Source organism: Nostoc sp. DedVER02 (assembly GCF_034530675.2).
In the GTDB taxonomy this organism is placed as follows: Bacteria; Cyanobacteriota; Cyanobacteriia; order Cyanobacteriales; family Nostocaceae; genus Nostoc.
The window spans coordinates 22,284-45,590 of record NZ_JAVRCP020000018.1 but is presented as its reverse complement, the minus strand read 5'-3'; the positions used below and the strand labels follow the sequence as shown (position 1 = coordinate 45,590).

At 41.0% G+C, this 23,307-nt stretch carries 18 protein-coding genes and 1 pseudogene; 8 read left to right on the top strand and 11 right to left on the bottom strand.

The genetic code is table 11. The features are described 5' to 3' along the window. Positions 1–496 precede the first annotated feature (496 nt). From RMZ41_RS18770 to RMZ41_RS18760, 3 genes are all read left to right on the top strand, one after another. Positions 497–1,807 (top strand): efflux RND transporter periplasmic adaptor subunit, encoded by a 1,311-nt coding sequence (locus RMZ41_RS18770; RefSeq protein ID WP_322643390.1) that lies wholly within the window; start codon positions 497–499, stop codon positions 1,805–1,807. A gap of 187 nt (positions 1,808–1,994) precedes the next feature. After that, positions 1,995–2,735, top strand: coding sequence for an SDR family oxidoreductase (locus RMZ41_RS18765; RefSeq protein ID WP_322643391.1), 741 nt, complete (start codon positions 1,995–1,997; stop codon positions 2,733–2,735). Between the two features lie 295 nt (positions 2,736–3,030). Further along, positions 3,031–3,744 carry a rubrerythrin family protein gene (locus RMZ41_RS18760; RefSeq protein ID WP_322643392.1) on the top strand — a complete coding sequence of 238 codons (714 nt, stop codon included), beginning with the start codon at positions 3,031–3,033 and terminating at the stop codon, positions 3,742–3,744. Positions 3,745–3,979: 235 nt separating this feature from the next. On the opposite strand, the gene RMZ41_RS18755 is transcribed toward RMZ41_RS18760, so the two are convergent. Then, the gene (locus RMZ41_RS18755) at positions 3,980–4,555 is read right to left on the bottom strand and encodes a TMEM175 family protein (protein ID WP_322643393.1); all 576 of its coding nucleotides are present in this window, start codon (positions 4,553–4,555) and stop codon (positions 3,980–3,982) included. Between the two features lie 1,031 nt (positions 4,556–5,586). Between RMZ41_RS18755 and RMZ41_RS18750 the strand changes: the two genes are divergently transcribed. Beyond that, positions 5,587–8,109: a calcium-binding protein gene (locus RMZ41_RS18750; RefSeq protein ID WP_322643394.1), complete on the top strand. Its 2,523-nt coding sequence runs from the start codon at positions 5,587–5,589 to the stop codon at positions 8,107–8,109. A gap of 130 nt (positions 8,110–8,239) precedes the next feature. Here RMZ41_RS18750 and RMZ41_RS18745 read toward each other — a convergent pair whose 3' ends face one another. The 3 genes and pseudogenes from RMZ41_RS18745 to RMZ41_RS18735 form a co-directional block, all read right to left on the bottom strand. Continuing rightward, positions 8,240–8,449, bottom strand: a complete 210-nt coding sequence (locus tag RMZ41_RS18745) for a transposase (protein ID WP_322643395.1) — start codon at positions 8,447–8,449, stop codon at positions 8,240–8,242. 164 nt (positions 8,450–8,613) lie between these two features. Next, positions 8,614–11,019: a single-stranded-DNA-specific exonuclease RecJ gene (gene recJ / locus RMZ41_RS18740; protein WP_322643396.1), complete on the bottom strand. Its 2,406-nt coding sequence runs from the start codon at positions 11,017–11,019 to the stop codon at positions 8,614–8,616. A gap of 145 nt (positions 11,020–11,164) precedes the next feature. After that, positions 11,165–11,332: pseudogene (locus RMZ41_RS18735) on the bottom strand (GNAT family N-acetyltransferase); the annotation flags it as partial. Positions 11,333–11,376: 44 nt separating this feature from the next. On the opposite strand from RMZ41_RS18735, the gene RMZ41_RS18730 reads away from it, so the two are divergent. Then, on the top strand, positions 11,377–11,619 hold the full coding sequence (locus tag RMZ41_RS18730) for a hypothetical protein (RefSeq protein ID WP_322643426.1): 243 nt from the start codon (positions 11,377–11,379) through the stop codon (positions 11,617–11,619). Positions 11,620–11,660: 41 nt separating this feature from the next. Here RMZ41_RS18730 and RMZ41_RS18725 read toward each other — a convergent pair whose 3' ends face one another. The 3 genes from RMZ41_RS18725 to RMZ41_RS18715 form a co-directional block, all read right to left on the bottom strand. Further along, positions 11,661–12,461 (bottom strand): PD-(D/E)XK nuclease family protein, encoded by an 801-nt coding sequence (locus tag RMZ41_RS18725; RefSeq protein ID WP_322643397.1) that lies wholly within the window; start codon positions 12,459–12,461, stop codon positions 11,661–11,663. 181 nt (positions 12,462–12,642) lie between these two features. Continuing rightward, positions 12,643–12,867 (bottom strand): hypothetical protein, encoded by a 225-nt coding sequence (locus RMZ41_RS18720; RefSeq protein ID WP_322643398.1) that lies wholly within the window; start codon positions 12,865–12,867, stop codon positions 12,643–12,645. Between the two features lie 110 nt (positions 12,868–12,977). After that, on the bottom strand, positions 12,978–13,217 hold the full coding sequence (locus RMZ41_RS18715) for a hypothetical protein (protein ID WP_322643399.1): 240 nt from the start codon (positions 13,215–13,217) through the stop codon (positions 12,978–12,980). Positions 13,218–14,041: 824 nt separating this feature from the next. On the opposite strand from RMZ41_RS18715, the gene RMZ41_RS18710 reads away from it, so the two are divergent. Next, positions 14,042–17,563: an NB-ARC domain-containing protein gene (locus RMZ41_RS18710; RefSeq protein WP_322643400.1), complete on the top strand. Its 3,522-nt coding sequence runs from the start codon at positions 14,042–14,044 to the stop codon at positions 17,561–17,563. A 96-nt stretch (positions 17,564–17,659) separates the two neighbouring features. Here RMZ41_RS18710 and RMZ41_RS18705 read toward each other — a convergent pair whose 3' ends face one another. Both RMZ41_RS18705 and def read right to left on the bottom strand, forming a co-directional pair. Further along, positions 17,660–17,863, bottom strand: a complete 204-nt coding sequence (locus tag RMZ41_RS18705; protein WP_322643401.1) for a hypothetical protein — start codon at positions 17,861–17,863, stop codon at positions 17,660–17,662. A 10-nt stretch (positions 17,864–17,873) separates the two neighbouring features. Then, positions 17,874–18,437 carry a peptide deformylase gene (gene def / locus RMZ41_RS18700; RefSeq protein WP_322643402.1) on the bottom strand — a complete coding sequence of 188 codons (564 nt, stop codon included), beginning with the start codon at positions 18,435–18,437 and terminating at the stop codon, positions 17,874–17,876. A 356-nt stretch (positions 18,438–18,793) separates the two neighbouring features. Between def and RMZ41_RS18695 the strand changes: the two genes are divergently transcribed. Together RMZ41_RS18695 and RMZ41_RS18690 are read left to right on the top strand one after the other, a co-directional pair. Next, positions 18,794–19,696 (top strand): ABC transporter permease, encoded by a 903-nt coding sequence (locus RMZ41_RS18695; RefSeq protein WP_322643403.1) that lies wholly within the window; start codon positions 18,794–18,796, stop codon positions 19,694–19,696. A 194-nt stretch (positions 19,697–19,890) separates the two neighbouring features. Further along, complete coding sequence (locus RMZ41_RS18690; protein ID WP_322643424.1) at positions 19,891–20,700, top strand: DUF3598 family protein; 810 nt, start codon at positions 19,891–19,893, stop codon at positions 20,698–20,700. Here RMZ41_RS18690 and RMZ41_RS18685 read toward each other — a convergent pair. Together RMZ41_RS18685 and RMZ41_RS18680 are read right to left on the bottom strand one after the other, a co-directional pair. Beyond that, positions 20,697–21,806 carry a hybrid sensor histidine kinase/response regulator gene (locus RMZ41_RS18685; RefSeq protein ID WP_322643404.1) on the bottom strand — a complete coding sequence of 370 codons (1,110 nt, stop codon included), beginning with the start codon at positions 21,804–21,806 and terminating at the stop codon, positions 20,697–20,699. The genes RMZ41_RS18690 and RMZ41_RS18685 overlap by 4 nt on opposite strands. Positions 21,807–21,841: 35 nt before the next feature. Further along, positions 21,842–23,152 carry a hybrid sensor histidine kinase/response regulator gene (locus RMZ41_RS18680; RefSeq protein WP_322643405.1) on the bottom strand — a complete coding sequence of 437 codons (1,311 nt, stop codon included), beginning with the start codon at positions 23,150–23,152 and terminating at the stop codon, positions 21,842–21,844. Positions 23,153–23,307: the final 155 nt, after the last annotated feature.

Here is a 23,307-nt window from a genome sequence, read left to right as displayed (position 1 = left end):
CTTGATGACATTTTGGTTGTCAGTAGGTGAGTCTCCTGTTCAATCAAAATTGAGTTTTCTCTTAAATAAAAATCCAAAATCTTTACAAGAAGCCGGAATCATTTTTTATTGCTTTAGGTTCATTCTAAGGATTCTCAAGGGCAAGCAATATGACGATCGTCTAAGATTGTTGTACAATCCTGCAAACTTAGAAATAAACGCTGTTAAAAAATGGGGGAACCGGAAGTCCCATATTGACTTGACTTAGGAATATAACTGAGTTTGTAAGGTGAAATCAGGGGTATGCCAGCATCACCAAATTTTGTCCATGATGACTGGATGGAAAATTAGGGATTCACCTTTGGGTAGATTTAGACAGAATCATGGAAATTGTATATTTGGATGTGCTAACACACAATTTGCGATAAAACCTCTTGCTAAATCAGTAATTTCAATAAAAGCAGATGAAATTTTGATTGAATTCTAGTTAATTTGTTCCTTAACTTCCTCAAAAGCCATGACATCCCCTGAGCCTCAAACTGATTATGGAGACAAAACTCCACAAACCTCATTTGAGCCACCTTCTGGAAAACGGCGGTGGCTTTGGTTATTTTTACCTGCACTATTATTGTTAGGGGGAGGAACGGCTCTAGTTTGGCGTTTGCTCGCTCCGCAAAATTCAACGCCTGCAACTGCTAACGTTCAACCTCAAGGCGTAAGAGTCAAAATATCCACAGTACAAAGCGGCATAATTGAGGAAAGTTCAGATTTTATTGCTAGTCTAAAATCTCAGCGCTCAGTCATAATCCAGCCGAGAATTCAAGGTCAAGTTACCCAAATATTTGTCAAACCCGGAGATCCAGTTGCCGAAGGAGCGCCAATTATCCAAGTAGATCGTACAACACAATCTGCGATCGCTCCTAACAATCCAGCGCCTCAAGCATTTTTACTGCAACTGGAAAATGCCCGCACTATACTCAAATCTCTGGAAGCCCAACGTTCATCATACATTGCTAATGTGCAATTGTATCAGCAGACTTATGAAAAATATTCCAGCCTAGCTGAACAAGGAGCCGTATCTCGACAGACTCGAAATCAGGTTGCCGATCGCCTTGCCAATGCTAAAACTAGTCTTGATGCAATTGATTCCAGGATTCAAGCACAAAGAGCCAACATCTTGCAAGCTGAAAAAACCTTGCAGCAAGCTAATGTAAATACTCAAACACAACAAATCCAGTCTGACAAAATTACCGCTCCCTTTAATGGCACTGTTGGCAACATGGCTGTGAAAGTAGGTGATTTAGTTTATACTTCCACACAATTAGTTAATATCACTCAAAATCGACCTTTAGAAGTCAACATCTCTGTGCCACTACAGCAAGGGCCGCAATTGCGTAAGGGAATGCCAGTGGAGGTGATGAATACACAAGGGCAAAAGCTGGGTAGAAGTAGGGTATTTTTCATCGCACCTACTGCTAATAATGAAACACAAGGGATACTTATAAAAGCACTTTTTGACAACCCTAACGGTCAGTTACACGCAGATCAATTGGTAAGGGCTAGATTATTTTGGAATCAGCGCCCCGGAATTTTAATTCCCACAACAGCAATGACTCGCGTTGGTGGCGACACTTTTGTGTATGTAGTTGAAACCGAAACATCTCCCCAAGGTGTATCTCAACAAGTAGCTCGACAAAAGCGCGTGAAGCTAGGCGAAATCAAAGATAATAATTATCAAGTTATTGAAGGATTACAGCCAGAAGATAAAGTTATTATCTCAGGGTTGCTTAATCTTAAAGATGGTGCTGCGATCGTTCCAGAATCTTAGGGGGCAGGGGGGCAGGGAGCAGGGGGCAGGGGGGCAGGGGAAGAATAACTATTAGATTATTACCCCATTATCAATGCCCAATTCCCAATGTCCAATGCTCAATGACAGCGATCGCTAAATTTAACCTTGGTATAGTACTTTAACAGCAGATAATCAGTTGGGTGAAGCAAAAAAACTAGATTAATCTATGTCATCAATAGCCGGGAAGGTTGCAATTATCACTGGTGCATCGCGGGGAATTGGACGAGCGATCGCACTAAAATTAGCTGGAAACGGTGCATCTATCGTTGTTAACTATGCGGGTAATACAGCCAAAGCACAAGAAGTTGTTGCAGAAATTGAAAAGTTGGGAGTAGAAGCGATCGCTATTCAAGCCGATATTAGCAAAGTAGCCGACATTCAACGGCTGTTTGAGCAAGCAATTGAACGCTTTGGTAAAATCGATATTTTGGTCAACAATGCCGGAATCGCCTTTTATAAACCGATTACTGAGGTGACAGAAGAAGATTTCGATGCGATTTTTGCTATTAACGTCAAAGGTACTTATTTTGCTTGCCAACAAGCCGCGCAACATTTATCAGAAGGCGGACGGATTATCAACTTTTCGTCATCAACTACGGTGATGATGCTGCCTACTTATAGTGCTTATGTAGGAACCAAGGGTGCTGTTGAACAAATTACACGAGTACTAGCTAAAGAATTGGGTGCAAAAGCGATCGCAGTTAATGTTATTTCTCCTGGCCCCACCGATACAGAACTGTTTCGAGAAGGCAAAACCCAAGAACAGATAGATCGTTTAGCTCAAATGGCTGCTTTTGGCAAACTGGGAGATGTGCAAGAAATTGCCGATGTCGTAGCATTTCTCGCTAGCGATGAAGCCAGATGGATTACTGGGCAAAACATTCGTGTAAACGGTGGAATCGCGTGAGGCTATCGAAGCTTTCTTCAAAAACGCCATATTGTCTGTTTCAAAACCTCAACCAGTAAATGGGTATTGCCAGTCCTGTTAGCGTAGGTGAAAATTAGACAGCTACTTCCATTGATTCGAGCTTTTTAGTTATTACTTACGCAAAAAGGCAGTGAAATCCTTGATTTCCCGTATTGGCAATTCATAATTTGCCCCTAAATTTCATACTTGATGCGTAAGTCTCATAACATCTCCCGTAGCTGGTTGTAGACTCTGGTTTCTGTACTAAATATCACTTCACTGTCACCCCAAAATTATGGATTTGTCCAACTTTACTACACTTCAAAACTTAGAAACTGCCTTCGGTGGTGAATCGATGGCAAACCGCAAGTATCTGTTTTTTGCTGAGGTGGCACGTCAACTTGGGTTTGCAGACTTGGCGAAACTTTTTAAAGAAACAGCAGATCAAGAAACCGAACACGCTTTTGCACATTTTAAATTGCTGCATCCAGAACTTGTGGTAGAAGATTCGGCTGCTTTAAGTGATGAACAAAAGCGGGAAATTGTATCTCGCTGTTTATCTTTGGCAATTGAAGGCGAGACTTATGAATATACTACAATGTATCCAGAGTTTGCCGCCGATGCTCAACGCGATCGCGACAATCCTGCGGCTGAAGAATTTCTCAAACAAGTTAAAGAATCTACCGATCACGCCAACACATTCCGGGAAGCTGCACACCGTTTTGGCTTATTAAAATTCATCGAAAATTATCACGCCGATCGCTACACCGAAGCCTTAGAAGTTTTAAATGGCGGACAAACAGCAACCAGAGTTGCAGGTGAAGATCCTAAAACTCGAAAATGGATTTGTAAACAATGCAGCATGATTTACGATCCAGTTGCTGGCGATCCCGATTCGGGAATTGCACCTGGTACACCTTTTGAAGAAATTCCTGATGATTGGGAATGTCCGATTTGTGGTGCTAGCAAAAAAACCTTTAAACCATTTGAGGAAAAAGTTGCAGCTTAAGAGAACAATTAACTAGACACTCTGTTTTAGTAAATAAACGCGAAGCGTCTTTAAGATGCTTCGCGTTTTCAATTATTTATCGCAACTTTACCGTTATAGCAAGGGACTGGGAACTGAGTGAAAAGTCTTTTTGCGTCTAAATTTCATCATCTGTTGATGTCTTAACCACCAAGGCTTGTGCTATGTAATGTTTGTTGTGTTTAGGTATTGCACTTATAGGTAATTGATAATTCCTTTAGGAAGTGAGAGTCTTCTCAATGCGACGGTCAGGGATAAGCCACATAATTGCAACTAAAATGTACAATGCACAGGCAAACCATGAGTTCAAAAAGGCAAGGGGAATTGCTACTGCATAGAACACCACCGATATTTTTCCTTTGAAATCTTCACCAACTGCGATCGCTAATGTTGAATCTCTACCGTGGTGAGAAATGAGGACGCGGGTAAGAATATAGTAAGCGATCGCATTTAACAACAACACTGTACCATAAAGTGCAACTGGCATAGCGGCAAAGTGATTTTCACCCATCCAGCCAGTGACAAAGGGAATTAGTGACAACCAAAACAGCAAATGCAGATTAGCCCAAAGGATACGCCCATTAACCTGTCGGACTGCTTGTAGTAGGTGATGGTGATTGTTCCAGTAAATGCCGATATAAATAAAACTCAGCACATAGCTGAGAAATATCGGGATTAGCGGACGCAGGGCGGCTAAATCTAACCCATGCGGCACTTTGATTTCTAGCACCATAATGGTAATAATGATGGCAATCACCCCATCACTAAATGCTTCTAACCTCCCTTTGCCCATATACGCATTCCTTTTCTATTTACTTAAGGTTAAGTTGTGACACTCTGTATATCCTACTAAAAGCGATCGCATCAAACCACTTTAAGAAAAAATTAAACTATTCCTCCAAGTAGTTTGTAGAGTTAGGCAACTGTCAGGCTTGCACCTACTAAGCTTGATTCAATTATCAGCAATATCTGCGATCGCGGAGCGTAATAACCTTCAAGAAGAGAGACTATAGGAATCATATTTGATTTCTGAAAAATCTAAGTATTTGTAGGGTGTGTTAGGCGTAAGCCGTAACGCACCCTTCTTAAGGCTTTGGTGCCGTACTCTTTGCGCTCACACCCTACGTATCTTTTCAAAAATCAAATAGTAGTCCTATATCAGACAATACAGTTCAGATAAGACCAAAACACTTGTAGAGACGGCGATTTATCGCGTCTCAAAAACCCAAAATTTTTACCAGTAGTCCTTAACTGAACCGTATTGCTATATCAGAAGATTAATGTACACAAGCAAAATATTTTTACGTAAATTTTTCAGTAAATAATGTGAAGAATATGCAAAGATGTGCCTTGAAGCAAAGATATCTAAGTAAATACGGTAGTATACGGACAGTGTTAGGTTATTGAGATGTTATCTATTTTCAAGCTAAACATCTACCCAAAATTGCGCCCAAGGAGGGTATAAAAGTCTATTTACTGAGTCAAAGTCGAACTATTGACTATTTTCTCAACTAGAAGGATTTAGGCGCTGACAAAAAACCAAATACAAAGACTGAATTTCTTGATGCTTGTTCATTGATTTATAGTGAACAAAGATAATTTATTTAGCCCAAACTGACCGATTATTTTGAATGCAAAAGCTGATTAATTTGTGCAGCGCTTAAAGCTTAGATAGTGAGATAAGTTGTTACATACAACTCAGTCAAAGGTGACTCTTCAGTAAATATTACTGTTCCTCAAAAGTGACGCATAAATGCCGAAAATTGAAAATTTCGGTTTGAGAACTTAAGTTACTGAAAAAATGGATTGAGTGAGGTAAAAGTTATGGCAGATATCATTGGAACCACCGATAACGATAATCTAATAGGCACTTCGGAGGCGGACACAATTAACGGTCTAGCAGGTAATGATACTATCACAAGTTCCTTTGGCGAGGACACTGTGACTGGTGGAGGTGGCAATGATACATTTGTTTTCACCTACGGTAGAAACACAACTAATATCATCACCGATTTTGGTGGTGTCGGTCAAGGCATAAATCCTTCGGCAGGAGTCATTGCCGAAGTGGATACTCTAATATTCCAAGGCTATGACTTTACTGCTCAAAATCTGCTGCTAACCCAAAATGGTAGCGATCTAGAAATTACCTTTGAACAAGGTAGTAATCCAGTCATTCTGCAAAACTTTGCCCTGGAAAACCTGGATAATCTCAGTACATCTACAGGAGCTACTGTAGACTTGGGCAACATCGTGTTTTCCAATCAAACTAGCACTACAGATAGCTTTGATGTTTTCAATGCCAACTCGACCCAAAGCACTATCTTCAACAAAAACACAGTCACTTTTCTTAACGACCTCAACAATAATGTTAGCGGTTTTGACAACTCAGATGATGTTATCAATGGTCAGGGGGGCGATGACATCATTGATGGCTTGAGTGGCAACGATCTGCTGAGGGGTGGTGCAGGCAATGATACTCTCCTTGGTGGTGCGGGGAATGACACCCTCAATGGTGGTGAAGGCAGTAACTTCCTCTTTGGTGGTACTGGTAACGATACCTTGAGGGCTGACAATTCAACAGGCTATAACTTGCTCAATGGTGGGGATGGGAATGATTCTCTTACTGCCACTGCCACATCAAGCAATAACACCCTCAATGGTGGTCTTGGTAGCGATATTTTGATTATTGACTATTCAACAGGCGATAACTTACTCAATGGTGGGGATGGCAATGATTATCTCTCGCTATCTGGCTTCGATTACTACAGTATCCGTGGCGCATCAGGCAACAACACGCTTAATGGTGGCGTTGGTGATGATGGGTTGAGTGCTGACTATTCAACAGGCAATAATCTACTTAATGGTGGAGTTGGTAACGATACCTTGAATGTTGAATCGTCACAAGGGGATAACCTACTTAATGGTGGAGATGGCAACGATTATCTCCTAGCCTCTGGCAATAGTACCAGATACGGCATTGTTCCTTCTTCTGGCAATAACACCCTCAACGGTGGTGCTGGTAACGATACGTTTAATATTAACTATTCAAGAGGCGATAACTTACTTAATGGTGGGGATGGCAATGATTCTCTCGTAGCCTCTGGCGGCTTCGAGATTTACGGAGGATTCTTTGGCGCTTCAGGCAAGAATACCCTCAATGGTGGCGCTGGGGACGATACATTGAATGTTGACTATTCATCAGGCAATAATCTACTTAATGGTGGAGAAGGTAATGATTATATCTCTGGTTCTGGCTACTACGGGCAAAATCCCATAGGACAAGGCATAATTTTCCGTTTCACATTAGGCGATAACACCCTCAACGGTGGTGCTGGTAATGATACATTGAATGTTGACTATTCATCAGGCAATAACCTACTGAATGGTGGGGATGGTAATGATTATATCTCTGCCTCTGGCTTTTTATACAACGACTACGAGGGAGGAAATAATGTCACATCAGGAAAGAATACCCTCAACGGTGGCGTTGGTGACGATACATTGAATGTTGACTATTCATCAGGCAATAACCTACTGAATGGTGGAGATGGTAATGATTCTCTCAGTGCTTTTGATGCGTTAGGTAACAACACCCTTAACGGTGGTGTGGGGAATAATACTCTCATTGGTGGTATAGGCAATGACTACCTCAACGGTGGTACTGGTGACGACCTGCTACGCGGTAATGCGGGGAATGATACGCTCGTTGGTGATGCAGGTATTAATACACTGAATGGTGGTGCTGGTGACGATTATTTGAGTATTAGCTTTTTAGATAGCTTAAGTCTGTTGTCAGGGGGCGATGGCAATGATACTCTGTCCATACTATATGGTACCTCTGATATATCGAATTCTGGTTATACTGGCAACGATCTCCTCGGTGGTAGTGGTGACGATAGCTTGAATATTGACTCTTCACTAGGCAATAATTATCTCTCAGGGGGCGATGGCAATGATACTCTGTCTGCATCTAATGCATTAGGCAATAACACTTTTTATAGTGGGAATGGTGATGATATCCTTACAGGCGGTCTTGGTAATGATACTTTTTTCTTCAATAGTTACAATGAAGGGGTTGATACTATTTCTAACTTTAACGTAAGTAATGATGTGATTCAGGTATCGACTATTGGTTTTGGTGGTGGGTTGTCAGGTTATTCATTGCCAGATGCTCAGTTTACTATTGGAACATCTGCAACGACAAGCAATCAACGATTTATCTATGACTTTGCTACAGGTGGATTGTTCTTTGACCAAGATGGTAGTGCATCTGGCTTTACTCAAGTAAAATTTGCACAATTATCTGCTGGATTGTCGCTAACCAATAATAATTTTGTGGTTGGTTAATCGGAATTAGCACCTTTGTGTAAATAACGATTCAGGTTTGCGGGGTGCTATTGTTTAGCACTTCGCATCTCTCTTTTGGCAGACATCGCAGAACCGAATGGATTTTTTGCCATACGCCCTTTTGAAAATACTAGTATACAGTTTGCCATGCCGGTAAATCATGAGGCATCATTCGCCAAGAGCAACCTGCACGCAAAATGTAAAAAATGCCATTTACCACTTCCCGTATATCGACTTCACGCTTTTTTCCACGTTGACGCTTACCTTCTGCTGGAATCATTGATTTAATCAAATCCCATTCTGTATCGGAAACATCTGTGGGATCAGCTTTTCGACTCATTGCACCCGATTCCAATAACACTACTTCCTATGAACAAAATAAGTGTTCTGGGGAATGACTGCGCTGCTCTTTATTTTTTATTTATAAACACCCTCTAAGAGACGCGCAAGGGACAAAACTTGGTTGGGGTCTAAATCCCTAATCCCCAATCCCCAGTCCCTCATTCAAAGGTTTGTACCCATATAATTGTCAGAGTTTGCGATCGCCATAATAGTAGATAAAGGCACTTCGGCAAAATACTGTTGCTGGAATTGTTCTTCTCGGACAGCAGCTAAAAATCTTGCCACTGCTTCATCAGCAAGATTTTCTGCGCGATCGCTCGGATGCCAGGTAATTTGTAAATAATTGTCTTGTCGTTTGACTGTGAACCCGAAATATTTTAAAGCTTTGATTCCGACAAGTAAGGTTTGGTCGCTGATGCCGATTTTCTCTAAAAGTTGAACGCGGGTAACAGGTTGATTTGTGCGACTGAGATATTTAGCAATTCCGACAAGAGTCAGCCAAATTTGATTCGGTGGTTGGTGGTTGGGTTTAGACCAAGCGATCGCTAATTGTTGCTGATTGTCAAGCGTAGACGCAAAGCGCCTTGTCGTTAGATATCGCCGCAACCATAACCGTAAACTCTCCCAACTCGTGGGACAATCTTCAAGAATTAGTGGTGAATCTTGAGTTGCGTTAGCTGTAGCTTTTTTTGAGTGTTCTTGATTGCGTAAGTCTAAGATGACTGGTGAGTTTCGAGTGCTGAGTGCTGAGTTAACAGAAGGACGCACGGCAATTAATCTGATTTCATAACGTTTTTTGAAGGTGTTGTAGTCTAATTCTGCTATGCAATCACACCTTCCTATGGGTAATTCATCTTTGTAGTGTCCCCACCATAAGCCAGGAAAAGCACTTCTGGTAGAATCATCCCGAATGTCAAACTCGGTTTTAATGTACTGTACCTTTTTCCCTTGCCAATCTTGCTGATTGCGATGCCAAGCATTCTCAAACCAACAGTTTTGAATTAGCAACTTCGGAACAGGATTACCCATTCCACAAGGTTCTAGCACCTTCAGTTCCAAAAACAACTCTTTCCCCAAGTCTGCAACTGTTACCGTCAAGTCTGCTTGCACGGTTGGCGTTAGGGTTGTACTACCTAAAGATTGCCGCAACTGCTGATTAATCGCTGCTGTAAATAAAGGAATATTCTCCACCAACAAACTCAAACCTGCTGCAAAGGGATGGCCGCCAAAGCGATGTAACAAATGTGCTTGGTCTTTTACCAGTTGGTATAAATCGACAGAATTCACCGAACGGGCGGAACCACGGGCTAGGGATTGGGGATTAGGGATTGGCGATTGGGAAAATTCCTCCCCAGTCCCCAATCCTTCTGTACTCAACAAAATAGTCGGACGACCTGTTTCTTGTGCTACTTGTCCAGCAACTAAGCCTAATACACCCGCAGGCCATTGGGCATCTTCTAGGACTATGACGCTGGTGGTTGATAAATCTAATTGAGTAAGTTTTTGTGCTACTTGCGCTTGCACATCTTTTTGTAAAGACTTGCGCCTGGTGTTTGCGAGTTCTGTAACTTCGGCTAATTCGTTACAACGTTTGACATCTCGACTGGTTAATAATTCAACGCAAAAACCCGCATCACCTTGGATGCGACTAACGGCGTTAATTCTTGGCCCCAAACCAAAGGAAATATCTGTGGGGCGATCGCCACTTTTCTGGCACAATTCTAATAATCGCCCCACCCCCGGACGGCGACGCGCTGCTGGCGGTTGTTGAAAATCTGCTTGCAGTCGTTGAATTCCCAACTGTGCTAAATAACGACAATCTCCGCTTAACTGCACTAAGTCGGCAATTAATCCTACTGCTACTAAATCTAATAAATCTTCTAACGGATATTTTGCAATATTACGCAGAGTTTGATATAATGCTTCCACCAATTTATAAGCTACGGCTACCCCAGAAAGATTAAATAACTGATGTTCCCTTGATAAATAGCGGGGATTAATAATTGCTGCGACGGGTGGGCGTTCGGTGGGTAAGGTGTGATGGTCTGTAACTATTACATCTATGCCTAACTGTTTGGCGTAAATAATTTCTTCAATGTTTGTGCTGCCAGTATCGCAAGTAACAATTAATTTGCAACCTTGTTCGGCTAAGTTATCAATACCTTGATTATTGAGGCCGTGAGATTCTTTCAGGCGATTAGGAATATAGTAAATTAACTGAATACTTTGTTTAAAAAATTGCCCTAACCCATCCCAAAGTACAGAGGTGGCGGTAATCCCATCAGCATCAAAGTCTCCCCAGATGGCAATTTTTTCTTTGGCGTTATATGCTTGTTGCAATCGTGCGATCGCTAAGTGCATTTCCTGCCCAAACTCAAAGGGACTCGCTGGTTGATAAGCTTTGTAGTTAATAAAAGCTGTTAATTGTTGATTATCTTTAATTCCTCGTTGCCACAATAATTGTGCTGCATACATTCCACTTGATGCGGGTGTATGCTGTTTCACCGCTTGGATGAACCACTCAGGGGGTTGTTCGTTTGCTGCTATAGTCCACTGTTGTTCTGGCATTGCTAAAATAATTTGTAATTCGTAATAACGCTTGCAGAATGGCTTTTTTCTGTAGCTAAATCATTAAGTTTTGCAACTTGAATTTAGAAAGAGCCATAAAACTTGCTGCTTATTAAAAGCAGGCAACTTAAACCCTTAGAATTTGTTAAATTGCGGATTGATCCTCAGTTGTTTGAGATTCACTTACTAGGGGATTAAGAATTACTTCATTAGCGACACTATCAGCTTTACGGGCGCGAATTGCTGGACGAGATCGCTTGTAACCTGCTCTTTCAGCTTTTTGGTGTTCGTAATCAATCAATCTGCCATTGTGATATTGGACTTGGCTATGATTGGTTGCCTCTCTATAATATGCTAATGAATGAATTCGATAAAGATGTATCTCCATTGTTAGGTAAAGTTTTTGGTATTCCAGGAAATTATTTCGATCCTGGAAAAATGGGAGCGTATTTCCAATCTCCTGAGCAAGTAAAGAATAACTTGGAATTGCTTAATTTGTTATTGAATGATAAAAAAGAACATTTACCGAGTCTTGTTCTTTTAATTAGAATGCTTTCAAATGCTTTGGATTTACAAAAAGGACTTTATATTACTTTTTAACTTTCCATTAGATACAAGAATAAAAAATCCGGCGGATAAAATTAAAGTGAAACTTCTTGAATGTTGTCAAAATTTTGCAATGAGTCTTTCACTGCTTCTTCAGGAACTTGTATGCGATCGCACCGTTTAGCAAACTGACAATAATCACAGGTTTTGCTACCCTCCACAACTTGAGGAAACTGCTGGTTATTTTGGTAATCTTCCAGCCAACGGGTTAACTGACTTAATAGTTGATTAAGTTTCTTTGCTATTTGTGTGTGTTGAACAGTATTGTAATTAAACTTAATATTTTGCGGTTTACCTTCAGATTGGACAAACCAGTAAGTCATCGAAATATTTTCTGGCAAATACTCGCTAGTTTCTGCCAATACATATAGATAAAGCCGTGTTTGCCAGTTTGACTCTAACTTGCGTTTATTGGGTGGTTTAGGATAAGTTTTCCAGTCGAGAATTTGTGCTTGTTGATTATCTGCAATCAATAAATCATAGACAACCGTTAACAAATAATCCTGAACTTGCAGAGTGCGGTAGTGTTCACTCTCACGGAAAGTTTGATTATTAGATGCAGGCGTTAAAATTTCTGGGGCTGCATCAGCAAAAGCTAGCATCCAGCTTTGGAGTTTAGCATCTGCTTGCAAAAAACTATCAATTGGTAAACCCATTTCTCGCTGCTGCATTAGCAAGTGAAAACGACTACCCAAAGTTTGCCGTTCTTCTTGTTCTGGATTTGAGGGCGAATTGAGTTTTTCTAGATAGGTATGTTGAAATTTACGCGGACAAACTTCTAGTAGATTGAGTTGTCCTTGAGACAGTCGCAGTAGTTGAGTAGGAGTTAACAGCATTATTCTATTTTAGAAGCCTGAAGGTAAAAAGGGCAGTTGGAAACCGCGTCTACACGAGACTTTACCCACCTCCATTATGTTCAAACATTTAGTTTTCCCTAGTCCGAGGAGGTGAACTACCCTGCGGGAAGCCGCAAAGCGTCTATGTTTGTGTAGCCGCGAATAACCTTCGCCCTAGCTGTTATTTCAACTCGTCATCATCCGCCTCATCTTGGTGATTTGAATGTCTCGTTTTTCCTTGAGACTTGATGGAGCCAAAACTGTAAGCCATAGCTATTTTAACGATGTCAAAATATGCTGGGTGATTAGCTTTGTTAACGATCGCCAAAGAGATTGACCCTGCTACTAAAATAACTAAAAGCGGCGACAGTGTTTCTACTCCAGAGCCGTTGCTATTGTTTGTCATGATATAATCTCCAAATGGAAAGTTAAGAAGAAGCCTTTGGCTGAGTGAAACTTAGTCAAAGGCTATTTATGAAGTTTGAGCATGAGCTTTAGACAGCAAACCCTGTTCTATTAACTCCAAGACTCAATAATCATGGCGATCGCAAATAGACAGACTAAAGAAATTGCTATCCTTGCAACCCATATCCAAAGAAATTGGGATAAAAGTATCCCAACTATGATGTCAGCCCGAAACGTTTGAGACACTACAAAGGCGATTGCAACGCCTAGCAGCGCTAGCAGAAAATACTTGAGTCCTCTGCAAAACCATCTGAACAGAAAATTATCGTTGTCTTTAAGACTGGGTTTCATATTTTTTTTCCTGTTTTGAAAGTTGAATCTAGGTAGCAGGTAGCGCTTGCTTCCCCGACCACACTAAGGAAACAGCTAATACCCACAGTGTTACTCCCACCAAGTCAAGCTAAACAACAGTCCTACTCAAGAGTTAGAGTTGGAATGTCAACGAAGGTGGTCTTGATATTTACAGATAATGAAAAATTAAGCTCCTTAATCAATTGCCGGGGCAATTATTGATATTAAAATCAGGCGTTCAATGCCCGTAATCTCACATAAAGCGCACTACGCGCATTGAACCCTCGCAATTCTTGCAGACAATTTTGATGTTTGCCTTTTTCAGAATCGACGCTTTCAGCCTTTACTTATTACTCACAGGACTTACGCAAAATTATGAAATATAACAGAGGACATATTCGCTGAAGGCGTTCCCATTCATCTAGGTGTCCGCGCAGCATGTCGCAGACAAGCCTCTCGTAGACAAGCGTCGGAATCAAAGTTTCAAAAAGTTATTGCGTAAGTCAAGACTCACTAAGTTTCTTTTTTTGTCCGCAACCTTACTAAGTTACTCTCCTATGCTCCTGAACTCACTATAAAGTAACTTAGTTACTTAGGTCAAGGTAAACTATAGAGAAAATTATTTAACTATAGGGCTTACGCAAAATCATAATAAAACAAACCGCAAAGGACACAAAGGAATAAGAGTTTCAAAGAGTTATTGCGTAAGTCCTGAACTAGGTGCAATAAACGGGGCTGAAGTCTTAGATAAATGCTCACTTTTGGCGTTCGTGTTATCTCACCTAGTGAGTTAACATTGTTCTGTAATGTGTATAAGTGTGAGTATGAGTGTCATTTCTGAAAAAGTTCTTTTAGCTTTAGCCCAAAAACACTGCTTGTCTACCAGCGAGGTAGAGGTATTTTTATATGCTGTTCGGGGACAATCGCCAAATGCGATCGCTAAAGAATTGGCTATTAGTGCCGAGGCTGTACGCAAAAGATTAAGCGAAGTTTACAAAAAATTTAATGTTACTGGTAGCGGCCCAGGTAAACTCACTAAGTTACAACAAGTTATTGAATCTGAATATCAAGCATCTTCGCTGAATGATAAACCCATCGCCGAAAACCGCCAAGATTGGGGACAAGCACCTGGTATCTGCGTTTTTTATGGACGTGTAGCAGAATTATCTCAGCTAACCCAGTGGCTAATTGAGGATAACTGCCAACTGGTGGCAATATTGGGTATGGGTGGAATTGGTAAAACCGCCTTATCTGTAAAATTAGCGAAAGAAGTTCAGGATAATTTTGAATATCTGATTTGGCGAAGTCTCCGCAATGCGCCACCCGCCTCAGAGATGGTGGCAAACCTGATCCGTTTTTTATCTGATGAGAGAGAAACGGAGTTACCAGAAACAGTGGATGGTAGAGTAACGCTGCTGATTAATTATTTACGAGAGCATCGTTGTCTTTTGGTATTAGATAATGCAGAGACAATTTTACAAGAAGGCGATCGCGCCGGAGAATATCAAGAAGAATATCAAGATTATGGTCAACTACTCCAACGCATAGGGGAAGAAATCCATCAAAGCTGCTTGGTGTTGACTTCCAGAGAAAAACCAAAAGAATTTGCTCCTTTGGAGGGGAAAGCATCACCAGTCAGAACGTTATCTTTACTTGGCTTGGGAGAAGAAGCACAAGAAATTCTCCAAGATAAAGGGTTATTTGGTTCACAGCAGGAATCGGCCAAGTTGATTGAAAAATATTCGGGTAATCCCTTGGCATTGAAACTCGTTTCTGAACCGATTCGGGAGTTATTTGGTGGTGATATCGCTGCCTTTCTTGCTGAAGGAGAGATAATTTTTGGTGACACCCGAAATTTATTAGACCAACAATTTGAGCGATTGTCAGAGATAGAACAAGAAATAATTTATTGGCTAGCAATCAAACGCGAGTTAGTTTCTTTGGAAGAATTGCTAGATGATATTGTGCGTCCTTTGCCCAAAAGGGAAGTAATCGAGGCGCTAGAGTCACTACGTAGGCGATCGCTAATTGAACAAAGAACAGCACTTTTCACTCTCCAGTCCGTGGTGATGGAATACATGACTGACCGATTAATTGAACAGGTTTGTCAGGAAATTACTACTAGTGAGATTAGACTCTTTAGGAGCCATGCTTTAATGGAAGCTACGGCTAAAGATTATATTCGCAACACTCAAATTACCCTTATTCTGAAGCAGGTTATAGATAGGCTATCAACGATTTATCGATTTCCTAAAAATCTGGAAACGCATCTATCTAAAGTTTTATTTTACCTACGAAACGAGACTCCACAAGCTGCGGGATATGCGGGTGGAAATCTGATAAATATGCTTTGTCAACTACAAATTGATTTAAGCGGCTATGACTTTTCTAATCTGACTATTTGGCAAGCATATTTACAAAGCGTCAATTTGCATCGGGTGAATTTTGCCAAAGCTGATTTAGCTAAGTCCGTTTTTGCAGAAACATTAGTTAGTATTTCGTCAGTGGCATTTAGCCCAGATGGGAAACTTTTAGCCACGGGCGATGCTGATGGTAAGACTTACTTATGGCAAGTTGAAGACGGAAAGCTACTTTTTACTTGTACTGGACATAGCAGTTCGGTAAAATCAGTTGCCTTTAGTCCCGATGGTCAGACTTTAGCTAGTGGCAGTGATGACCAAACAGTAAAGTTATGGGATATTCAAGACGGTAAATGCCTCACAACCTTACAGGGACATAGTAATTGGGTTAGGTCAGTTGCCTTCAGTCCCGATGGTCATATTTTAGCTAGTGGCAGTGAAGACCAAACAGTAAAATTATGGGATCTCCACACGGGAAAATGCTTCAAAACTTTGCAGGGAAATACCAATAGAGTTAGATCGGTTGCTTTCAGTCCCGATGGTCAAACTTTAGCTAGTGGTAATGAAAAGCAAACGGTGAAGTTATGGAATGTTAGCAGCGGAGAATGCCTCAAAATCTTGCAAGGACATAGCAATTGGGTCAGGTCAGTTGCCTTCAGCCCTGATGGTAATATTTTAGCGAGTAGCAGTGACGACCAAACAGTAAAGTTATGGGATATCAAAACAGGAAAATGTCTCAAAACTTTGTTAGGACATACCAATCGGGTTTGGTCGGTTGCCTTCAGTCCTAATGGTGAAATTTTGGCTAGCGGTGGTGACGACCAAACAGTAAAGTTATGGGATGTCCAAACTGGAAAATGCCTCAAAAGGTTGCGAGGACATGGCAATCGGGTCATGTCAGTTGCTTTCAGCCCCGATGGTCAAACTTTGGCTAGCGGTTGTGAAAACCAAACGGTGAAGTTATGGGATGTCAACACGAGAAAATGTCTCAAAACTTTGCAGGGGCATACCAATCGAATTCGGTCAGTTGCCTTCAGTCCCGATGGTCAAACTTTAGCTAGCGGCAGTGAAAAGCAAACGGTGAAATTATGGGATGTCCGTAACAATAAGTGCCTAAAAATTTTGCAGGGGCATAATAGTTGGGTGCGATCGCTTGCTTTCAGTCCCAATGGTCAAATTTTAGCTAGTGGCAGTGAAAAGCAAACAGTCAAATTATGGGATGTCCAAACCGGAAAATGTCTTAAAAGGTTGCAGGAACATACCAATCGCATTAGGTCAGTTGCATTCAGCCCTGATGGTCAAATTTTAGCTAGTGGCGGTGACGACCAAACGGTGAAATTATGGGATGTTCAAACTGGACAATGCCTCAAAACCTTGGAAGGGCATACCAGTTGGGTAAGATCGGTTGCCTTTAGCCCTGATGGTGAAACTTTAGCTAGTGGCAGTGAAAATCAAAAAGTCAGGTTATGGGATATCCAAACGGGACAATGTCTGAAAATTTTGCAGGGACATGGTAATCGGATCAGGTCGGTTACTTTCAGTCCCGACGGTCATATTTTAGCTAGTGGCAGTGACGACCAAACGGTGAAATTATGGGATGTCCAAATGGGTAAGTGTCTCACAACTTTACAAGAACATACTAATCGGGTGTGGTCAGTTGCTTTCAGTTCTGATGGTCAGACTTTAGCTAGTGCCAGTGAAGACCAAACAGTAAAATTATGGGATGTCTATATGGGTAAATGTCTCAAAACCTTACAGGGAGCCAACTGGGTCAGGTCAGTTGCCTTTAGTCCCGATGGTCAAACCCTAATTTGTGGTAGCCAAGACGAGACAATTAAGCTTTGGGATGTCTTGACAGGTGAGTGCATAAAAACACTGCGATCGCCAAGACCCTACGAAGGAATGAATATCACGGGGGTGACGGGGTTAACCACAGCGCAGTTAGTAACCCTGAAAGCTTTAGGGGCAGTGGAAGATCCAGATTGAAGAGGCAGGGAGCAGGGAGCATTATAAAAATAAAAGGTAAAAGAATGAACTTTGCCTTTTTAATTCATCCTTTTACCTTTTTTATGTACCTGATGCTTATTTCATGTTAGCCCTTGCGTCCTTCACTGCGGCAACAAAAAATAATGCTGTGAGTGGAATGCTCAATGCGAGGATAATTGCCGTGACTTGGAAACCCAAGTCTGGTTGTCCGTAACTGAGTTCAAAAATCGAACCGACAGCTGCGATCGCACTTACACAAGAACCACCCAGAAATAAACCGCTTTTTGGAGTTAAATACACTACTAGCCCCCTATGCTATTGGTTTCACCGCTTGATACGAGAAGCCATTCTTAGATAGCTCCTGGGCTAAAGTCAAGGAATTTTCTACACGGTCTACAAATACCACACCGTTCAGGTGATCCATCTCGTGCTGAATGCAGCGTCCTAAAAGGTCATTGGCCTTTAATGTCCGAGGACGACCATACTCGTCTTTATAAGCGATTTCCACGACTTCGGGACGCTTTACGTCAAGATATACGTTGGGAATGCTCAAGCATCCTTCTTCGGCAACAGAGATGTCGCGGCTGACTTGTTTAATGCTGGGGTTAATCAACACCAAAGGCGGATTAGCTGCATTATCTGGTTCCAGGTCGATGACAATTAGTTGTTTATGAATTCCCACTTGCGGGGCAGCCAAACCAATGCCATCTTTGCTGTACATAGTTTGCAGCATTTCACGCACCATTTGGCGAAGTTCGTCATCAACTTTAGAAATCCGCTTTGCAGCTTGACGTAGCACGCGATCGCCTAAATAATGAAGCTCCAAAGGTGGATTTTTTAACTTTTTTTTCTCTACAGCAATTTCAGAGGGCATGTGTCTCAATGGCTAGTGGTGAAAATTCGTACTATTTTTATTCTATCAAGTTGGGAATTGGGAATTGGGAATTGGGAATTATCAAACAGAATTCAGGAGTCAGGAGCCAGAATTCAGAATTGAATTCTGTGCGACTGGTGGATAGCGCAGCGTTAGCGAGTACTCGAGCGTCTGAATAAACGGGTTTAAAACCCCAGACGCTCCTGCGTCGCTAACGCTACGCTATCGTCTGCACGGTGTCTACAATTGGTTGGGGTTTGAATCCCCATCCAATTGATTCTGACTCCTGAATTCTGACTTCTGAATTCTGAATTCTGAATTCTGACTTCTTCTTCAATAATTACGAATTACGAATTATGTTTAAGTCTTTTACGAAACTTGACTATTTGCTCAAAGAAACTTTCCTGGGTTTGTTGCGGGGAGGTTGGATGAATTGGGCGGCTGTAAGTACTGTTACGGTATTATTATTTTTATTTGGTTTGAGTTTGCAAACTTCTTGGCAAGTTGAAAAACTCCTCTATCAGTTCGGTAGTCAGCTAGAAGTATCAGTTTATCTCGAACCGGATGCACGGTTCGAAAATATTGAGCCACTGATCGCTAAAATGCCGGAGGTTGCGGCGATACAAAGCATTACCAAAGAGCAAGCTTGGACTAAGTTAGTTAAGGAAATGAAAATTTCTGATATTGAGGGCGCTACCCAGCAGCTAGGTGAGAATCCTTTGGTTGATGAGATGAAGGTGAAAGCGCGTAATTCTCAAGTTGTACCAAATTTAGCAACGCAACTGGCTAAATTGCGGGGAGTTGAGACGGTGGAATATATCGATGAAGCAGTTAAACGCATTGCCCAGCTACACCGGGGGCTGAAATGGATTACTTTAACAATTACGATTATTTTGACCTTAACAGCGATCGCAGTGACTACAACCACAATTCGGCTGATTGTCATGGCGCGACGGCAAGAAATTGAAATTATGCAACTGGTAGGCGCAACCTCTGCATGGATTTACTTACCATTTATTTTACAAGGAATTGCTTTCGGTTTAGTTGGTGGTGCGATCGCTTGGAGTTTCATTTCTGTGATTCAACAGTTTCTCGGTAAATTGCTAGCCAATCAACCTGAATTTATCCAAGTTATCACCAACGGCGTGCAACTCACTCCAGCCCAAATTTTACTATTACCCTTAATTCTCCTGAGTTTCGGTGCAGTTGTAGGATTAATGGGAAGCTTATTTGCAGTCCGGCGTTTTGCTAAAAGTTAGTCATTTGTCATTTGTCCTTTGTCATTTGTCAATCGTCTAAGAGGGGATTTACAAAAAAATAGTCAACTACTTCTTGTGGGCTGGTCATATTATGTACTCTACAAGATTGGATAATTTATTTGTTGCAAGTTTGTAACTAATACCCAATGACAAATGACCAATGACCAATGACAAATGACAAAGGACAAAATCTTATGAAATCACAATGGGAATGTTTTCTACAAAATCTCGGTGTTTGGGAAGGTTCATTTACCAATTTTTCTCCCCAAGGTACGCTTCTGAAAGATACTTCTAGCCGTCTTTCCCTAGAAGGTTTGAATAATAACCAGACAGTACGCCTAACTCTCAGCCGTTCGGAAAAGGATGATGTAATCAGAGAATTTATGTCTGTGGGGGGAGGTCTGCTATTTTTTGAAAATGGTTCCTTTTCTGAAGGTTTAATTCAGCTAGGGCCATTTTCCGAATTTGGTGCAGAACTCGCTTTTGTTCATAAAAATCACCGCTTACGTCTAGTGCAACTATTTGATAAAAACGGTCATCTCAATGGACTAACTCTGATTCGAGAACATCTAGCTGGAACCTCAGCAACAGAACGTCCACCTTTGCAGATAAATGATTTGTTGGGAGAATGGCGAGGAGAAGCAATGACAATCTATCGAGATTTGCGATCGCCTGAAATTTACTCTACAACTTTGAAAATACAACTTGATGATGCTGGGCGATTAATTCAAAGTACCTCTTTTGGAGAACGTACAATTACCTCAACTGCTACTATCAAAGGTTCCATTGTTCTCTTTGACCAAGATCCCGAAAAGCAAATACAAGTATTATTATTACCTGATGGCGCTTCTGCAACTTCTCCTCTCAAAGTGCAGTTACGTCAACCTTTATTCTTAGAAGCGGGTTGGTTAATTCAGCCAAACCTCCGCCAAAGGATGATTCGCAGCTATAACGATAAAGGGGAATGGGTTAGTTTGACATTAGTTAATGAAGAAAAAGCTTAAAGGTTCTTAGGTAGTTTCACAGTAAATAAAGTACCTTTACCTACTTCCGAGGCGACATTGATAGTTCCTGCGTGCCCTTCTACAATGCGATGAGATAAATGTAGCCCTAAGCCACTACCGGAACGTTTATGTTTGCCTTGGCGAAATCGCTCGAAAATTGTTACTTGATCTTCGGGTGAAATACCATATCCTGTATCTTCTACCTCAATTGTTACCGAATCTTGTGATGTTTCAAAAATGCGGATTTTTATGCCTCCTGTATCTGTAAATTTGATGGCATTTGCGATCAAATTGTTTATTACTCGCCGTAGTTCTAAGCGATCCCCCATAATCACAGCAGCATTTTTACTCCGTGGATCTAACTTACTGGTGTCTATTGTTAAAGTTAAGCCTTTTTCACTAGTTAAAGGACTTAGTTCGCCGACTACTTCTTGAGATATCTCACGTAAATCGCATTCTTCCCAATTCAACGTTTTTTTACCGGCTTCAAACCGATAGACTTCTAAGAGAGTATTCACCATGTCCATCAAATTTTGGTTACTGCGAATCATAACTGCGATCGCCTGTTTCATTTCTGGCGAAATTTTGCAGAATGTTTCCATCTCAAACAAACTCAACATCCGATCGGCGGCTACTAGGGGAGTTCGCAAATCATGAGTCAGACGGGAAACAAAGTCTTCCCGTTGACGGGCCATTTTTTGTTGTTCGTCTAAACTGTGCTTGAGACGTAATAGCGATCGCACCCTTGCCAGTAACTCATCAGTATCAAATGGTTTGCGAATAAAATCGTCAGCACCAGCATCCAAACCTTCGACAACGCTGGATTCATGAAAGGCAGTAATCAACAAAATTGGAATATAAGAGATTGCAGGATTCTGCCGAATCCGACGTGTGACTTCATAACCATCCATCCCTGGCATCATCACATCTAACAAAATCAGATCGGGTGGAGATTGTTCAACTTGACGTAAAGCTTTTATTCCATCTGTAGCCAAATCAATTTTATATCCCTCACTTTCTAAAATTGTTTGAACCAAAATTAGATTATCTCGAATATCGTCAACTGCGAGGATGTGATAAATTTTATTATTTTCAACTACAGACATAATTCATCAACTTTTATTAGTTTTAGGAAGTTAATTTATATTTTAAATTTAGGATATCCTATTGGTACTTGCCTAGCTTGAGAAGATGATTGCTGGGGATTTTTAGCAGAGTGAAAAATTCCGCCCTCATCTAACGGTATTGGAGCTTCGCCTGCTACATTTGTTAAAGTGATTTGACGCGGCAATTCAATTTTAAACATTGAACCAATGCCCAATTTGCTCTCAAGAAAAATTTTTCCACCCATCATTCGCACCAGTGAATCTACAATTGCCAAACCTAGACCGGTACCTGGATATTTGCGAGTGATAGTTTGATCGAGTTGTCTAAATGCTTCAAAAATACGTTTAAAATCTCTAGATGCTATCCCAATCCCTGTATCCCTAACAATAATTGCTACTCGATTTGCAGGTAGTTCCTGAACCTCAACCCAAATCTCACCAGACTCTGTAAACTTAATCGCATTGGAGAGCAGATTAAGTAAAATCTGTTTGATCCTAATAGGATCGTTAAAAACTAAAGGATCTTGCAAATTGGTTTGCACTAACAATGATAAATTTTTAGCATCGGCTAAGGAACGCATTTCACCTACAGCAAGATTTATTATCTTTGATAGATCAAATTTTTCAGTCTTTAAGTCTAATCGTCCTACCTCCAGCTTAGAAAAGTCCAGAACTTCATTGAGTAACATCAGTAAATGTTTTCCATTATTCAAGATGCGCTCAACCATATCCGCTTGCTGATGAGTTAATTTACCAAACTTCGGACGCAAAAGTATTTGCGAAAAACCAATAATCGCATTCATCGGCGTTCTAAGTTCGTGAGACATAGTGGCTAAAAAATGTGATTTTAGCTGCGATGTCTCCGATAGCTTGAAGTTTTGCATTTGAATATGCTGCTGTTGTCTCTCCAATTCCTGGATCTTAAGCATGAGTTCTTCTTGGGCCAAAGCTGCCTGCATTTCTGCCCGATAAACCCGAATTGCACTTCGCAAAACCTGTGCCAAATTTTCTGGAGATATCCTAGATTTAGAAAGATAGTCTGTTGCACCAGCTTTGATTAATTGCACAGCAATTTCTTCATCCCCTTGATCCGTTAAGACTACTAAAGGAACTTTAGTTCTTGAAGAACGTAATTGTTGAATCAAGGTTAGTCCATCTGGGAGTGGTAAGCTATAGTCAAAGAAAACACAGTCATAAGCAGTAGTTTTTAAAGCTGAAAATGCGTCATTGCTATCACTCACTTCAGACAGTTCCATTTTAATACGTGCTTCAGTCAGGGCGCGACGGACTGCCATCCTGTCTACTTCATCATCGTCTACAACCAAAAGTTTCAGCGTCTCTTCCATCGGTTTTTATTTTTGCCGCCAAACAGATGTTGATATATATCATTTCTATTTTCAGGTTATCCAATTAAAGAATATAATATTTTCGTGCATCTAAAATCTGTAACTTGATTAACTAAGATATTTCACACAATACAATATCCAATAATTATTGAGTG

Bases quoted from the DNA above. Each gene is read 5' to 3' on its own strand.
- RMZ41_RS18765 (WP_322643391.1), top strand. From the start codon at position 1,995: ATGTCATCAATAGCCGGGAAGGTTGCAATTATCACTGGTGCATCGCGG.
- RMZ41_RS18690 (WP_322643424.1), top strand. From the start codon at position 19,891: ATGAAATCACAATGGGAATGTTTTCTACAAAATCTCGGTGTTTGGGAA.
- RMZ41_RS18680 (WP_322643405.1), bottom strand. From the start codon at position 23,152: ATGGAAGAGACGCTGAAACTTTTGGTTGTAGACGATGATGAAGTAGAC.
- RMZ41_RS18720 (WP_322643398.1), bottom strand. From the start codon at position 12,867: ATGACAAACAATAGCAACGGCTCTGGAGTAGAAACACTGTCGCCGCTT.
- recJ (WP_322643396.1), bottom strand. From the start codon at position 11,019: ATGCCAGAACAACAGTGGACTATAGCAGCAAACGAACAACCCCCTGAG.
- def (WP_322643402.1), bottom strand. From the start codon at position 18,437: ATGCCCTCTGAAATTGCTGTAGAGAAAAAAAAGTTAAAAAATCCACCT.
- RMZ41_RS18725 (WP_322643397.1), bottom strand. From the start codon at position 12,461: ATGCTGTTAACTCCTACTCAACTACTGCGACTGTCTCAAGGACAACTC.
- RMZ41_RS18755 (WP_322643393.1), bottom strand. From the start codon at position 4,555: ATGGGCAAAGGGAGGTTAGAAGCATTTAGTGATGGGGTGATTGCCATC.
- RMZ41_RS18730 (WP_322643426.1), top strand. From the start codon at position 11,377: ATGAATGAATTCGATAAAGATGTATCTCCATTGTTAGGTAAAGTTTTT.
- RMZ41_RS18685 (WP_322643404.1), bottom strand. From the start codon at position 21,806: ATGTCTGTAGTTGAAAATAATAAAATTTATCACATCCTCGCAGTTGAC.
- RMZ41_RS18745 (WP_322643395.1), bottom strand. From the start codon at position 8,449: ATGAGTCGAAAAGCTGATCCCACAGATGTTTCCGATACAGAATGGGAT.
- RMZ41_RS18770 (WP_322643390.1), top strand. From the start codon at position 497: ATGACATCCCCTGAGCCTCAAACTGATTATGGAGACAAAACTCCACAA.
- RMZ41_RS18760 (WP_322643392.1), top strand. From the start codon at position 3,031: ATGGATTTGTCCAACTTTACTACACTTCAAAACTTAGAAACTGCCTTC.
- RMZ41_RS18750 (WP_322643394.1), top strand. From the start codon at position 5,587: ATGGCAGATATCATTGGAACCACCGATAACGATAATCTAATAGGCACT.
- RMZ41_RS18695 (WP_322643403.1), top strand. From the start codon at position 18,794: ATGTTTAAGTCTTTTACGAAACTTGACTATTTGCTCAAAGAAACTTTC.
- RMZ41_RS18715 (WP_322643399.1), bottom strand. From the start codon at position 13,217: ATGAAACCCAGTCTTAAAGACAACGATAATTTTCTGTTCAGATGGTTT.
- RMZ41_RS18710 (WP_322643400.1), top strand. From the start codon at position 14,042: ATGAGTGTCATTTCTGAAAAAGTTCTTTTAGCTTTAGCCCAAAAACAC.